The 15117-nt window shown below is 58.1% G+C and carries 14 protein-coding genes; 3 read left to right on the top strand and 11 right to left on the bottom strand.

The window, feature by feature from the left end:
* Positions 1-140 precede the first annotated feature (140 nt).
* From BVH03_RS25930 to BVH03_RS12090, 10 genes are all read right to left on the bottom strand, one after another.
* Positions 141-581 (bottom strand): hypothetical protein, encoded by a 441-nt coding sequence (locus tag BVH03_RS25930; protein WP_143485950.1) that lies wholly within the window; start codon positions 579-581, stop codon positions 141-143.
* Between the two features lie 297 nt (positions 582-878).
* On the bottom strand, positions 879-1295 hold the full coding sequence (locus BVH03_RS12130) for a hypothetical protein (RefSeq protein WP_256574691.1): 417 nt from the start codon (positions 1293-1295) through the stop codon (positions 879-881).
* Positions 1292-2230 (bottom strand): DUF6402 family protein, encoded by a 939-nt coding sequence (locus BVH03_RS12125; RefSeq protein WP_075961400.1) that lies wholly within the window; start codon positions 2228-2230, stop codon positions 1292-1294. Before BVH03_RS12125 ends, BVH03_RS12130 begins: the two co-directional genes overlap by 4 nt.
* Positions 2231-2274: 44 nt before the next feature.
* Positions 2275-2799, bottom strand: a complete 525-nt coding sequence (locus BVH03_RS12120; RefSeq protein WP_075961399.1) for a PAAR domain-containing protein — start codon at positions 2797-2799, stop codon at positions 2275-2277.
* 10 nt (positions 2800-2809) lie between these two features.
* Positions 2810-3217, bottom strand: coding sequence for a type VI secretion system baseplate subunit TssE (gene tssE, locus BVH03_RS12115; protein WP_075961398.1), 408 nt, complete (start codon positions 3215-3217; stop codon positions 2810-2812).
* A gap of 13 nt (positions 3218-3230) precedes the next feature.
* The gene (tssC, locus tag BVH03_RS12110) at positions 3231-4706 is read right to left on the bottom strand and encodes a type VI secretion system contractile sheath large subunit (RefSeq protein WP_075961397.1); all 1476 of its coding nucleotides are present in this window, start codon (positions 4704-4706) and stop codon (positions 3231-3233) included.
* Between the two features lie 28 nt (positions 4707-4734).
* Positions 4735-5238, bottom strand: coding sequence for a type VI secretion system contractile sheath small subunit (tssB, locus tag BVH03_RS12105; protein ID WP_075961396.1), 504 nt, complete (start codon positions 5236-5238; stop codon positions 4735-4737).
* A gap of 32 nt (positions 5239-5270) precedes the next feature.
* Positions 5271-6830: a type VI secretion system protein TssA gene (gene tssA, locus BVH03_RS12100; protein WP_075961395.1), complete on the bottom strand. Its 1560-nt coding sequence runs from the start codon at positions 6828-6830 to the stop codon at positions 5271-5273.
* A gap of 520 nt (positions 6831-7350) precedes the next feature.
* Positions 7351-8133 carry an amidohydrolase gene (locus BVH03_RS12095; protein WP_075961394.1) on the bottom strand — a complete coding sequence of 261 codons (783 nt, stop codon included), beginning with the start codon at positions 8131-8133 and terminating at the stop codon, positions 7351-7353.
* 70 nt (positions 8134-8203) lie between these two features.
* Positions 8204-9352: a pyridoxal phosphate-dependent aminotransferase gene (locus tag BVH03_RS12090; RefSeq protein WP_075961393.1), complete on the bottom strand. Its 1149-nt coding sequence runs from the start codon at positions 9350-9352 to the stop codon at positions 8204-8206.
* 98 nt (positions 9353-9450) lie between these two features.
* Here BVH03_RS12090 and BVH03_RS12085 point away from each other — a divergent pair, with 98 nt between their 5' ends.
* Both BVH03_RS12085 and BVH03_RS12080 read left to right on the top strand, forming a co-directional pair.
* Complete coding sequence (locus BVH03_RS12085) at positions 9451-10338, top strand: LysR family transcriptional regulator (RefSeq protein WP_075961392.1); 888 nt, start codon at positions 9451-9453, stop codon at positions 10336-10338.
* Between the two features lie 120 nt (positions 10339-10458).
* Positions 10459-11181, top strand: a complete 723-nt coding sequence (locus BVH03_RS12080; RefSeq protein WP_075961391.1) for a pirin family protein — start codon at positions 10459-10461, stop codon at positions 11179-11181.
* Positions 11182-11335: 154 nt separating this feature from the next.
* Here BVH03_RS12080 and BVH03_RS12075 read toward each other — a convergent pair whose 3' ends face one another.
* The gene (locus tag BVH03_RS12075) at positions 11336-13699 is read right to left on the bottom strand and encodes a TonB-dependent siderophore receptor (RefSeq protein WP_075961390.1); all 2364 of its coding nucleotides are present in this window, start codon (positions 13697-13699) and stop codon (positions 11336-11338) included.
* A 908-nt stretch (positions 13700-14607) separates the two neighbouring features.
* Between BVH03_RS12075 and BVH03_RS12070 the strand changes: the two genes are divergently transcribed.
* The gene (locus BVH03_RS12070) at positions 14608-15111 is read left to right on the top strand and encodes a murein L,D-transpeptidase family protein (RefSeq protein ID WP_075961389.1); all 504 of its coding nucleotides are present in this window, start codon (positions 14608-14610) and stop codon (positions 15109-15111) included.
* The last annotated feature ends 6 nt before the right edge of the window (positions 15112-15117 follow it).

The following is a 15117-nucleotide window of genomic DNA, read 5'->3' as shown; positions in this document are numbered from 1 at the left end:
TTGATCCATAAATTTTGCCATAGGAACAGGTTCAATTGCCGCAAACAATATCGACCTCGACAAACGCTCATCACCGAATAAATCCTTATCAACAATAATGCTCCAATCGCTCACACTCCCTCCCATCCTGGGCATGTTGATCAGTTCTCCAGATGGGTATAAGGAGTATTGCTGACAAATACATTCAGCCAATTTCCCTTCCACTGCGGCATCGAAATCGCGAATTCCTTGTGTTTTTTATCGAAATCAATCCAAGTAACACCAACCTCGACATCATCTTCGAATACGCGCATGTCCAGTGATTGAGTATCATAGAGCGGAGTTCGATAGACCCGCCTCGGTTCTTGCGTATCGATAACCCTCAAGTACCCCATACCACCAAGCATAAAAACCCGATCGACACGCACACTTTCCATAACATAACGCCCCGACGGACTGACCTGACTCGAACTGGCAGGGTATCCGAGCATGGCGTTAACGCCATATGTAAAAACCGCACAGCTGGCTATTAGTAGAACACCTAGCATCCAAATCCGCTTAGCTCGAATCAACCAATCTGCCCCGCCATAAGTCGAAATCAATTATTGCGTCCTTTTTTGCAGAACACCGAGTCTTGAAATCCTTTGGATCAAACCCCTCACAGCTATTGTTTTTGGCCCATCAAGATCACAGCCGGTCTGTCCCAGAAAAGGGGCCGACACAGGACTACGCTCAGCGAAACGGCGGCCCAGTTGGCGCAGCACGGTGAGTTCGCTTCGGTAGTAGTGGTTAAAGGACACGCTGTAGTACCTGCTTGGTAGTGAAACTCATCTAAAACAAAATCCGGTCGACCGAGCGCTCTGCGCGGTCATCTTGCTGCCAATACTCTGCTGCTCGCCTCAATCGCTTCCGACAATGTCGTATCTAGTGTTACTGATAAAGCTATTGAGCCAATGCGACCTCCACTCGGGCATCCTGATGCCGAAGTGCTGATCGCGTTTGTAAAAATCGATCCACACTATTCCAACAATGACATCGTCCTCATGAGCACTCATGTCCACCGCACTTCGTGGGTACAAAGGTGAGCGAAAAACCGCATTGGAATCTCGCTTATCGGTGATTCGCAGGTACGCCAGATCATCAAACGGTACTAGCCATCCTCTGACGGGCACATTTTCGATCAGATAATCGCCTGACTCGCTAACGACTGAGCTGCTGGCCGAGCGCGTGAAAAGATCATTCACGGAGACGCCAAACAGACCGACGGCAATGACTAACAAACCGATGAACAAGAATGCTCTTTTAACGGTCATCATTTTTTCACCAGCTCAATTGAAACCGGAGCAATGGTTTCGTAGAAAATATCAGAAAACAGCTTGAAATCCCCGCCCTTGGAAAACTGCTTTCTATACGCCACGAAATGCTTGTTCTGGATTAAGAAATATCGTCTATTTGACGCTTCAACGAACTGCTTCTGCACCGCATCACTCGCACCGAAGATAGATGACCGCCCGATAGCAGCCATTTCTTCATTGATTGCCATATTCTGCGCATTGGCTTCAATTACCCCGGCGACACCGTCAAAATTCCAGTACCCAAGGGGCTGGCTGACAAAATCGTCACCATCGCTGAAGTCGTAGTTATCTTCAACGTAGTAACCCAATCGGTCGGCGACGAATACAATTTTCTTATCAAAGACATTCACCGCGCCCTCGGCAATGACGCGCATATTGAAGTTGGCCAACGCTCCACGAAGCTCGTCAAGCTCGCCACCACCGAATTGACTGAAGTTAACCGCACGCGAATTAAAATAGCCAAACCTCTCTGCAGCTCGACCCCGCCCGTTGAAAGTTACTGGATAACAACCGGGCCCGGAATTACCAAATGCACGCAGTATCTTTGTGCGTATTTCTGGCATAGCCTTCGCATTATTCCACGCAGCCTTGAGCACTTGGCGCGTCTCTTCAGGCTTTTTGAATTTCAGTACCCAGTTCATCTTAACAATGCTTTCTTCGATGTACTGGTCAGGCACTGGCCGTGTGCGCTCTTTCTCTTCTGTTCCCATTCCACCGCTAGCGTTTTCCCAAGGAGTGCCGTTGAACCAGTGGCGCATCAACGCAGCAGCAACCGGCCACTTCATCTTGTCCATGGCGCCAGGAATATCGCTGACTTTGAAAAGTCGCACGGCAGTAGATTGCCCGGCACTATTGTTGGCGGGGGTAAGGCTCGAGGATACTACTGTGTCTGCCATATCAACGACCTTTCCTTAAACGCTTGCGGCATCAGAAAAACTACTCACCCAATCAACACTTCGGTTTGCTGCTCTATGAGCAATTCCACAGTCTCCGCTTGAGCAGAGGAAATCTTCTGGGTCTTTCCATCTTCGTTGGTAATTCCGCAGATGATCTTTCCCGAAGCGGTTTTCAGCGTGTACGACACGCAAGCCATTGGCTTACCGGTATCCTGGCAATTGATCACAAAGTGCTCGTCAAATGGCCACTTGATCTCCACCGGCAGCGGCGGCACAAACGGCGCCGGCGTATGCGAATTCCCGATAATCACCGTGCCTGATCCGGCGGTGACTTTGTTGCCATGGGTGCCCACCGAATCAACGGTGGCGGCGGGCTTGCCGTTGATCAGCACCGTGGTTGCCAGACCGCCCGACATCGCACCACCACACGCCGAGGCATCGCCCTGGCGGGCGGCCGCGAGGCCGTCGAAGAACACGTCGCCGGAACCGGCGGCAATCGGGCTGGTTCCGTGGCCCGGCTTGGGGCAAGCGGTGGGGTCGGACAGGCGTGCTGCGGGCTTACCGGACATCGAAGTCTCCTTACTTGACCTTCACTTGACCGCTGCCATCCAGGCGCGCGGAGAAACTGACCTGCCGCTTGAACCCATCGACTTCCAACAGCCCTTCAATGCTGAAGGACAGGCGAAGCCGATCATTGTCACGCGGTAGGGAAACGACACGCACATTGCTCATCCGGGGCTCGTAGGCCTCGATGAAGCGCTCTATCGCCAGGCGTGCCTGGGTCAGGGAATCGTGCAGACTCAGGCGCATGTCGTTGAGATCGGGCAACCCGTAGTCGGACAGTGTCTGCACACTGCCGGCCCGGGTGCTGAGCATCTTGGCCAGATGGGCAGCCACGGACGCCATGATGGAAACCTCGCGGCTCCAGGCGGCGCGTTTGTCCGCGTCGCCGTTCAGGCGTTCAAAAAGGCTGCCGTATCCGTTCATGAGTAAGCTCCGTTTACTCTTTGTCCAACTTGCCGACCAGCGACAGGGTGAAATCGGCACCCATGTACTTGAAGTGCGGGCGCACGTTCAGGCTGACGCGGTACCAGCCCGGCTCGCCTTCCACATCACTGACGCTGATTTGCGCAGCACGCAGCGGACGACGGCCACGGACTTCAGCGCTCGGGTTTTCCTGGTCGGCCACGTACTGACGGATCCACTTGTTCAGCTCCAGCTCGAGATCGGTACGCTCTTTCCACGAACCGAGTTGCTCGCGCTGCAGTACCTTCAGGTAGTGAGCCAGGCGGTTGACGATCATCATGTAGGGCAGCTGGGTGCCGAGCTTGTAGTTCAGCTCGGCAGCCTTGCCTTCTGCGCTGATGCCGAAGAACTTCGGCTTCTGCACCGAGCTGGCGGAGAAGAACGCCGCGTTGTCGGAGCCTTTGCGCATGGTCAGGGAGATGAAACCTTCCTCGGCCAGTTCATATTCACGGCGATCGGAAACCAGGACTTCGGTAGGAATCTTGGTTTCGATTTCGCCCATGCTTTCGAAATGGTGCAACGGCAGGTCTTCGACGGCACCGCCGCTTTGCGGGCCGATGATATTCGGGCACCAGCGGAACTTGGCGAAGCTGTCGGTCAGGCGAGTACCAAACGCGTAGGCGGTGTTGCCCCACAGGTAGTGTTCGTGGCTGTTAGCGACGGTTTCTTTGTAAACGAACGACTTGACCGGGTTTTCTTCCGGGTCGTACGGGTTGCGCAGCAGAAAGCGCGGAACGGTCAGGCCGACATAGCGGGAGTCTTCGGATTCGCGGAAGCTCTGCCACTTGGCAAATTGCGGGCCCTCGAAATGATCTTTGAGATCCTTCAGGTCCGGCAGACCGGTAAAGCTCTCCAGGCCGAAGAACTTCGGACCGGCCGCGGCGATGAATGGCGCATGGGACATGCACGAAACGCTGGCGACGTACTGCATCAATTTGACGTCAGGGGAACTCGGCGACATGAAGTAGTTGGCGATGATCGCGCCCACCGGCTGGCCACCGAACTGGCCGTACTCAGCGGTGTAGATGTGCTTGTACAGGCCAGACTGCATGACCTCTGGCGAATCTTCGAAATCGTCCAGCAGGTCTTCTTTGGAGACGTTGAGGATTTCGATCTTGATGTTTTCACGGAAGTTGGTGCGATCAACCAACAGTTGCAGGCCACGCCACGAGGACTCCAGCGCCTGGAAGTCGGGATGGTGCAGAACCTCGTCCATCTGGCGGCTGAGCTTGGCATCGATCTCGGCGATCATGCGGTCAACCATCGCCTTCTTGACCGGCTCACCGTTGTTGTGCGGCTTGAGCAGTTCTTCGATGAACGCCGATACACCACGCTTGGCGATGTCATAGGCTTCGTCATCGGGAGTCAGGCGAGTTTCAGCGATGATGCTGTCGAGAATGCTGTATTCGCCGCTATCGTTGCTCTTTTGCTGTGCTGCGCTAGTGCTCATTGTGTTGGCTTCCTTGACTGATAGGGGCTCAGGCGTTCGGTGCTGTGGCGCTCAAGCCCAGCTCACCCAGTACGCGGTCACGGGATTCATCGTCAGCGAGAACGCCTTCGATGGCTTTGCGGAACGCCGGTGCGTTACCCAGCGGGCCCTTGAGGGCCACCAGTGCATCACGCAGCTCCATCAGTTTTTTCAGCTCAGGCACTTGCTCGACCAGGCTGGCCGGGTTGAAGTCCTTCATCGAGTTGATGCGCAGTTGTACGGCCAGCTCGTCAGTTTCACCGTCTTCTTGAAGGCGATTGGGCACGCTCAGGGTAAGGCCCAGTTCCTGCTTGGAAAGAACCTCATCGAAGGTCATCTTGTCGATGCTGATCGGCTTACGATCTTCGATCTTGCGCTCGTCTTTACGGTGGGTGTAATCACCGATCGCCAACAACTTCAGCGGCAGCTCAATTTCCTCTTGAGTGCCACCGATGGCGGGTTTGAAGGTGACGTTGATGCGTTCCTTTGGGGCTACCGAGCCTTCTTTGGCCATGGCTTTTCTCCTTGCGGTTGTGGCCCGGAGGCCTAATCGAGTACCACTTCGAGGTCGAGGTGGCACAGCCTGCGATAAATCTCTTCCTTACGTTCACGCACTGCATGGTTCTGCGGTAAAAGCTCACAGCAGTTGTGCAGCAAATTCAGTACTTGCAGCGAAAGATCGGGCTCCCAGTCGTGCAATCCGGAAGCTTGCAGTGCCTGGTCAAGCGCCTCGAGCTGGGTCTTGGCCAACTCATACTTCTTGGCCATGAAACACAGTCGCGCCATGGTGAATTGCCAGAAAAAACGGACGCGCCCACCATGGGCGTTCTGCAAACCTTGCTTGAGTATCTGCACGGCAGACTTCAACCCGTCGCGCCGCAAGATCGGAACGACTTCGTCCAGTGCTTTTTCCCAGGCGGGCTGGCTTTCAACGTCGGTTTCGATCTTGCGCGGTGCACTGGGGCTTTGCAGATGCGGCATCACATTGGCGACGATCCAGGCGCGAGTAGCTGGATCGGCAAATGGCTCACCGTCGTGGAAACGCAACTCGATGATGCCGGGCAGACGCTGGATCAGCAGGGCAAAGTGAATCTCGACTTCGCGCATGGCCATCTCGGCATCCAGCCCTTGCAGGCATTCCCAGACCATTCGCTGCCCGTCAAACCAGAACGGCGCCTTGGCCAGACTGGCCTCGAGTTCGACCAGCAGATCCGCATACTTGCCTTGGTCCAGACGTTCCTGATAAGCCTTGAGCTTATCGGCTGGCAGCCCTCGCAACGCCGTGATTTGTTCGCCATTGCGCTCGGGCAGAATGTCTACTCCAAGCCACAGCAGCGTCCGGTTCAGGCGCAGAGCCCGTAAGTCGGTAGCCTTCTGCTTGAGCCACCAGGCACATAACGGACGCGAGTTCTCCTGCTGGGCACGCAGTGCCTTCTGCGCCTCTTTCTCGTTATCGATAGGCGCGCCTGGCGTGAAGAGCTGAGTCGCCGCCTGTTTGACCTGCGCGACGGTCGCACTCACCACGCCAGGCTCGGGCTGGTTGTTGGCCGCGCGCTGCACCATGCCACTCAGGCGGCGTGAAATGGGCAACAGCAGCGGTGCGTCACTGCCCAAGTGCTCGGTGCAAACGGCGTCGAGCGCCTCCAGGTGCTCCACCATGCGTCGAAACAGGGGCAACTGCTCTTTGATCGCGACATTTTCGGTGAGCACTTGCTCGATACGCGAGAGCAACCAGCTGATGGCAGCGGCGCGCGTTCGCGCCTTTGCCGGGTGTACGTCGGGCCAATGGTGCTCGCATAAGTGGCGAAGCAGACCTAAGCCGGCGAGCAGCCCCTGAAACGACTCGCGCTGATACAACGCCCAGGTCAGCCACGCACTTACGCGCAGATCCTTGGACTGTGTGCGCAATAGGCTCTCGCTATTTTCACGAATCTTCAACCAATCGATTTGGCCGTTTTCGTGCATTGAGGATGCTTTCGCCAACTCACTTTCCAGCGCCTCATACTCGCTGGAAAAGCGAACATCTTCGCCAGCGAAAAGCACGTCGGAAATAGGAGTTTTAGCTAGCTCTAGATAATGAGCTGAAAGCTTACTTGAATAAGACATCCTCGTCCTTTACTAGGTAACGTCCATGTAGTCCTGAAAGTCGCATCGACTAAAACGTCGCTCGCGACACTGCTGATTCGGTTGAGTCCACAACCCTCAGGCGCTGAAATCCTAGGGATCAGACCACTGATTGGCAAGCGTGGCACAATCATGGCGCTTGGAATTTGCCGAAACGGAGAAGCAGCTCGCAAACCCGGTAAAGACCGCGTCACAGTAAGCCCGGCAATGAGATCCCAATCGAGATGATTCTAATTGGCCATCACTTTGAGCCACTTCGACAGTTACCTACATGCGCAGAAAGTTGCGCACTTTTCTTGTGGATAAAACTGTTGATAACCAAACAATCCGCAGAAGAAATAAGGCTGTCGTAGAACTGCGCAAGAAGTTGCGCACCACTGCGCAACTTCTTGCGCACTTTTTTTGCGTGATTAGCTGGTGTAATGGCTAACGTTCAAAAAATTGCTGCTGCGATGCTCTGCTGATACGGAGGCGCCCACCAAGGCTATCCGGGGGAAAATGTTCAGCGAAATTCGAACGGATCAGCATCCTGATGCGCTGGGAAGCGCTCGCGGTAGGCGGCCAGGGCCAAGCCGTCGAGGCGCTGTTGAAATACGCCGGCCCTATCGCTGGCATCGAGCAGGCTGTCGCCCTGGAAATCCAGCACCTGGGAATCGCCGCTGTAGGGATGACCCTTGCCGTCCACACCGATGCGATTGACCGCGGCCACGTAGCAGAGGTTTTCGATGGCCCGCGCCGGCAACAGGCGGTTCCAGTGCAGGCGCCGCGCTGCCGGCCAGTTGGCGGTATAGAGCAGCAGGTCGGTGCCTTCGGCATCGCGGCTCCATACTGGAAAACGCAGGTCGTAGCAGATCAACGGGCGCACGCGCCACCCCTTGACCTCGAACAGCGCCTGACGCTCGCCGGCAGCGTAGTGCTGGTGTTCGCCGGCCATGCGAAACAGGTGGCGCTTGTCGTAGTGGGCCAGCGAACCATCCGGCCGCGCCCACAGCAGCCGGTTGCGGTAGCTGCCGTCGGCGGCCTGGATGATCAGGCTGCCGGTGATCACCGCATCGGAGCGCTGCGCCTGCTCGCAGAGCCAGCGGCTGGTCGGCCCATCTTCCAACTCGGCCAGATCGGCGGACTGCATGGAAAAACCGGTGCTGAACATCTCCGGCAGGATTATCAGATCGGCGTCCACGGCCTGCTGCAGCTGCTTTTCGAAATGCGCGCGATTGGCCGCAGGATCGTGCCAGGCGAGGTCGCTCTGGATCAGCGCCAGTTCGAGGTGGTCTTGTTTGCTCATCGATGTCGCTCCCGTGATATCGCATACCAGGCGGTGGACAACGCTTCGCGGTTGTCCGCCCTACAAGGTGCTAGATGGCGCGCAGTCTTTCCGCGGCCTGGCGCAGGGTGTCCTCGCGCTTGGCGAAGCAGAAGCGCACCAGGCGCTGCGCCGGGTCGGGCCGCTCGCTGAACACCGAGACCGGAATCGCCGCCACGCCATGCTCGCGGGTCAGCCACTGGGCCACGGCCACGTCGTCCAGATCCGGACGGATCGCCGCATAATCGGCCAGCTGGAAATAGGTGCCCGGCGTACGCGTGAAGGTGAAACGCGAACCGGCCAGCAGGTCGCAGAACAGATCGCGCTTGGCCTGGTAGAACGCCGGCAGCTCGCTCACATGCTCGGGGCAGGCGGCCATGAAATCGGCCAGCGCGTGCTGCAATGGCGTCACCCCACAGAAGCTCACGTACTGGTGAACCTTGCGCAGCTCGGCGCTCAGCGCGGGCGGCGCCACCACGTAGCCGGTCTTCCAGCCGGTCACGTGGTAGGTCTTGCCGAACGAGCTGACCACCAAGGCCCGTGCGTACAGCTCGTCGTGAGCCAATATGCTGGCGTGCTGGCGGCCGTCGAACACCAGGTGCTCGTAGACTTCGTCGCTGACGATATGGATGTCGCGAGCGCGGATCAGCGCGGCCAGGCGGTCCAGCTCGTCGCGGCCTATCAGCGCGCCGCTGGGGTTGTGCGGCGTGTTGAGGATGATCAGCCGGGTACGCGGGCTCAGCGCTGCCTCCAGGCGTTGCCAGTCGATGGCAAAGCTCCCCTGCGCCAGCGGCACGTGGATACAGCGCCCACCGGCCAGGGTCACACTCGGGTCGTAGCTGTCGTAACAGGGGTCGAAGACGATGGCCTCGTCGCCGGGATGGATCAGCGCCTGGATCGCGCAGAAGATCGCCTGGGTGGCGCCCGGCGTGACGGTCACCTCGCTGTCCGCACTGACGTTGCGCCCGTACAGCCGCTCGATCTTCAGGGCGATCTGCTCGCGCAGTGCCGGCACCCCGGTCATCGCTGCGTACTGGTTGTGCCCCGCCGCCACATGCCGGGCCAGTGCCTCGCGCAGCGCTTCGGGGCCGTCGAAGTCCGGGAAGCCCTGGGACAGGTTGATGGCGCCCGTCTGGGCCGCGAGCTGGGACATGGTGGTGAAGATGGTGGTGCCGACAGCGGGCAACTTGCTGGTGAACATCGACGCGTCCTGGGCAGTTGAGGCAGACGCCGAGGATAGCCGATGGCGTGAAGCCCACGCACCCGGTAATAATCGCCGCCCTGCCAACGAGAATGCCCATGAACGTCGAAGACCTGCGCCTGTTCGTCACCACCCTGGACGCCGGCAGCTTTACCGCCGCCGCCGATACCCTCGGGGTGACCAAACAGTACGTCAGCCGTCGCGTCGCCGCCCTGGAGGCACTGCTAGGCGTGCGCCTGCTCAACCGCACCACGCGCCGTCTGCAGGCCACCGAGCTGGGCCTGCTGCTATACGACAAGGCCACCACCATTCTCGCCGACCTGCGCGATGCCCAGGAGCTGGTGTCGGCCCAGGGCGCGTCTCTGCGCGGTACCCTGCGGGTCAGCGCACCGATGACCTTCGCCACCCTGCACCTGAGCCACGTGCTGCCGCTGTTCATGCAGCAGCACCCGCACATCAACCTGGAGATCGACCTCAACGACCGCGCCGTCGACCTGCTCGCCGACGGCTACGACATGTCGATCCGCATCGGCACCCTGGAAGACTCGAGCCTGATCGCCAAGCGCCTGACCGACATGCAGACCATCCTCTGCGCCAGCCCCGTTTACCTCCAGCAACATGGCACACCGGCCGACCTCGACGCCTTGCAGCAGCACGCGTGCCTGCTCTACGGGCACAGCCGCCACGTGGAGTGGCGCCTGCGCGAGGCCGGCAAGCCGAGGAACCTGGGCATGCGCGGCCAGCTGCGTGCCAACAACGGCGAGCTGATTCGCGATGCGGCCATCGCCGGCATGGGCATCGCCTACCTGCCCACCTTCATCGTCGGCCAGGCCCTGGCGAGCGGTGCGCTGGTGCCGATACTCGAACAGCACTGGCCGGCGTCGGCGGCGGTGTATGCGGTGTATCCGCAACATCGCCAGTCGGCCCGTGCGGTGCAGGTGTTCTCGGATTTCATCAAGCAGCAGATCGAGCACCTCAGCGCCTGAAACTGTCAACCTGAAACGGACAATAATTCCATTTTCAGCCGGTTAATCAATCCGAAGATAGTCAGTAACATTCCTTCCATGCCGCCGATAGAGGCAGCGCCACCACCTGGAGGATTCATCATGCTGGCTATCCGGAAATCGACCGATCGTGGCCACGCCAATCATGGCTGGCTCAATTCCTTCCACACCTTTTCGTTCGCCAGCTACAACAACCCGAAAGAGCGCGGCTTCTCCGACCTGCTGGTGATCAACGACGATACCGTGGCCGCCGGCCAGGGTTTCGGCGAGCACCCGCACCGCAACATGGAGATCTTTTCCTATGTGCTGCAAGGCGCACTGGAGCACAAGGACAGCCTGGGCACCGGCTCGGTGATCCGCACTGGCGACGTGCAACTGATGAGCGCCGGTACCGGCGTGTCGCATAGCGAGTTCAACCACTCGCGCAGCGAGCCGGTGCACTTCCTGCAGATATGGATCGTGCCGGGCGAACGCCAGGCCGAACCGCGCTACCAGCAGGAGCACTTCCGCGAAGCGCAGAAACGCGGCCGCCTGCATCTGATCATCTCGCCCGATGGCGCAGATGGCTCGCTGACCGTGCGCCAGAACGCCCGCGTCTACGCCGGTTTGTTCGACGGTGACGAGCAGGCGCACCTGCAACTCGGCGATGACCGCTACGCCTACGTTCATGTGGCCCGCGGCAGCGTCCAGCTCAACGGCGAGCAGCTGCAGGCCGGTGACGGTGTGCGAGTACGCGATGCCCGCGACCTGCACCTGAGCAATGGCCATCAGGCCGAAGTGCTGGTGTTCGACCTGCGGCCCAACGAGCTGCCGTCGTTGTACTGATGGTCGATGACTGCGGTTGAGCGGTAGCCGGAACGCATCGTCCTGGGTATCGCTTCGCTCAACCGCAGGCTACAAATTGAGTGACCAATACAGAAACGCCCCGGCCGAAGCCGGGGCGTTTCTGTTACGAGTCAAAAACGTGATCGGTGAGCGTTTAGAGTGTCCACTTCAACGAGAACATCAGGTTGCGCGGATCGCCATACACACCGCCACCGCCACTGCCAGGAAGACCATCCCAGTATTTTTTATCAAAGACGTTATTGAAATTGACGCGGCCATCCCAGTTTTCGCTGAATCGGTAGCCGGCCATCAACCCCACTACCGAGTAAGCATCCTGCTCGGAATGTCCAGTACCTACGCGCCGATAGGTGTCGCTCTGCGTGACGATGTCGGCACCCACACGCCACCCGCTCAACTCACCACTCAGGTCATAACTGGTCGCCACCTTGATCAGATGCTTGGGCTGTTCCGGAGCAAACAACTTGCCTTTATTGCGGGCATCCTTGGTGTACTTGCTATAGAGGTAAACGTAAGAAGCCGAGAGCTGCCAATTGGCTGTCAATGCTCCACTCAGCTCGGCATCGATACCTTGGCTGCGCACTTCGCCAGCAGCAGCAGAGCATGTAATGTTTCTATCCCTGCAACTTTGCGGCTGAGGATTCAGCGCGTAGGCCCGCCCATGCTGAGTCATATCGAACAGTGCAACGGAGGCATTCAACCCGCCCTCGAAATACTCACCCTTCAGGCCGATCTCATAGCTTTTTCCGGTCATCGGGTCTAGCACCGAATCGGAAGTATCTCTTGCATTTTGAGGCTGGAAGATTTCGGTATAGCTCGCGTATACCGAGTAAGTGTCATCAAGGTCGTACACGACGCCAGCATAGGGCGTCACTTCACGAACGACTTTGTAGTCTCTACCGCCGGAACGGCTCTCGTATTCGTACCAACTGGCACGCCCGCCAAGAATTACGTGCAGCGGCTCGATGGGGTTAAGGCGTACACCACCATAAACGGCTTCTTCGGTCTTTGTGTAGCGTGATGCATAGGGATTACGGGGGGTCGATGGTTTTGGAACATTGTGATAGAAATTATAAATATTGATGCGCTCATCACTTGGCCACCAACCACCGACCTGATCGAATTTTTCCTGGCGGCGGCTGGCGCCCAGAAACGCATTATGTTCTTGCCCAAAAAGCTGGAATGGGCCTGAAAGCGATGCATCCAGATTATTTTGTTTATCCTTATTAAAGTACTGCCCGCTCGACTGAATGACATCGGAGCCACGCCACTGTGGGTAGCTGGAAAAGGTATCAGCCTCCGACCACGTTTTGGTACCCGACAACTTGGCAACCCAACCGTTGTCCATTTGGTGGGTGATATCGGAGAACAGGGTGTAGTGCTCCTGATCCCAACGTGACCAGTCGTTGGCCAGGAAAGCGGAACGTGACAGACCAAGCTTCTCGCCATTGGGACCACTTGGTAGGGCGCCCCAGTCAGATCTCTTGTCTTCACGCTGATAGCTGGCACCGATGCTCCAAGTGGTCGCATCGTTCAAATCAGCTTCCAGAATGCCGTAAAAGGTCTGACGCTGAACCTTACGCACATCGGTAAAACTCTTGTTGTCTTCGTAGGCCCCTACGAAACGGCCGCGCAGGGTGCCCGAGTCGTTCAGCTTATTGGAACCGTCGACCTCAGTTCGGTAGCGGTCCCAGCTACCGGCGCTGCCGCTGATGCTCAGGTAAGGCGCATCAGTAGGCCGCTTACGTACCAGGTTAATGGTTGCCGACGGGCTGCCCGCACCGGTCATCAGGCCGGTGGCACCGCGTACGACTTCGATGCGGTCGAAGATGGCCATGTCAGCCGAGGCAATGGTGTCCTGCGTGAAAGTACTGGTAGTGGTAGGCAGCCCGTCATACATGATGTTGTCGATGTTGAAGCCGCGCGCCTGAAAACTATGGCGGTCAGAGCCGAATTTGTTGAGGGTAAGCCCTGGAGCAGCGCGCACCAGATCCTCCAGATCATTGATGCCTTGATCCTCTATGCGTCGGCGAGTGAACACACTGACTGATTGGGGGGTTTCACGGATAGAGAGCGGTAATTTGGTTGCGGTACTCATCGAGCCCGTGGTGTAAGACTGCGTACCCTCGGTGGTCGCTGCCCCCATCAGGCGCCTCTGTGCGCTGATGTTGAGACCGTCGAGCAGTACAGCCCCCTCGCCGCTCGCGTCCGTATGAAGCTGGGCGGTGTCACCACTCACGGTAGCGACCAAGCCGCTGCCAACCAACAGCTGGCGCAGCGCCTGTGCAGGCTCCAGGTTGCCGCGCACGGCAGGTGCCTGCTTACCTGAAACGATTTGCGGGTCGAAGGCTACACGCAATCCACTGACCGCCTCCAACTGATTCAAGGCGCTGGAGAGTGGTTGGGCCGATAGATCGACATTCACGGGCGCAGCGACAGCGTAGGTACAAAGGCACAGCGATAGAGCACTGGCCAGGCGTGAATAGGCTGGGCAAAACATGGATGAACTCCTAAGTGTGTGTGGTGGTTTGCTAGCTCCCTACCCATCCCCTTGGGTAACCGGAGAGCATTACCTGCTTGCAGGACCATCAATGATAACAATTCTCATAATCATATGTAATGTCATTACGCCACATTCAGATTCTCATAGCTGCACGACCGATTGCTTTTGCCGAGGGGCTTTCGATTTCCAACACTTTGCCAGGACAGCATCGCCACCCTGCACGACGGCGAAGGTGTCGATGCCAGAAGCTCGAGATGCCGAACCGCTTGTCAGAGCGCTCGACAGAGCTTATGTGATACGCGCCTGGGCAAGAGGCGTTTCATTTCACGGCGCCCCAGGCAGCTACCATTCACCCCGTAAAGCGGCTGTTCTCGATGCGTGGGAGCAAGCGCCGTATACCTGCAGCCTCGGTCGAGCAAGGCATTCAGCCCATTGCCACAGCTTGGTATGCCGTAATGTCGGCTCGCTATAGTGGGCGCTTGGTTGGCACCGGATCGAACTTTCAGTGGGATCGTAGAGGACGGCGATGCCAGTGTAGTGGCCGAAACCATCAATGGTTCTGCCTGTATGAAGCGCGACGATCGAGCGGTACTCCTGCGAAACAGACAGGCCGTAGATTTGGAAAGGCCGCGGCAAGCGAGCTGGCTCAACAATCGATGGCTGCTGGCATCCATTGGCAACATGGCGCCAGCGCCAGTGGATTGATTATCAAGCAACTTGTCGGGTCAACCTAAACTCCGGGCGTCACGGCTGTTGCAGGAGCTGAGTGCAACCGCCGGTGTCAATCCGGCGCAGGCGAGCGATCCCCTCAGGTCGCCAATGGCAATGCACCTAGGCGCCTCCCCAGCACTGCCTTAGAATGAGCCCCCGCCGCCCGCCGGCCATCTGCTCAGTCGAAAACTTCCATGCGCTGGTTGCTCGCCTTCACGCTCTTCTTATTGGCTCTGGCCGGGCATGCAGCCGCTGCGCCCGCGTCTCCTGTGGCCACCGTCGACAAGGTGTTGGTGGAGAAAGCCCAGCGCCGGCTGCAACTGATCAGCCAGGGCAAAACGCTTAAGTCTTATCGAATTTCCCTGGGCAAGCAGCCGGTCGGCGCCAAGTTGCGCGAAGGTGATTTGCGCACGCCGGAAGGCTTCTACTGGATCGACTGGCGCCGCAAGAGCGAGAAGTACAACCTGTCCATGCACATCTCCTACCCCAACGCCCGTGACCAGGCGCAGGCCAAGGCCGCAGGGGTGAAGCCGGGCAGCATGATCATGATCCACGGCACGCCGCTGGACGACGAATACCCCGAGTGGTTTTTCCACACCCTCGACTGGACCGAAGGCTGCATCGCCATGAAGAACGCCGACATGCGCGAAGTCTGGGCGCTGGTGAAGGATGGCACGCTGATCGAAATCCGCCCCTGAGACGCG

Source organism: Pseudomonas sp. PA15(2017) (assembly GCF_001945395.1).
Lineage (GTDB): Bacteria > Pseudomonadota > Gammaproteobacteria > Pseudomonadales > Pseudomonadaceae > Aquipseudomonas.
This window is presented reverse-complemented; position numbering and strand designations above follow the sequence as displayed.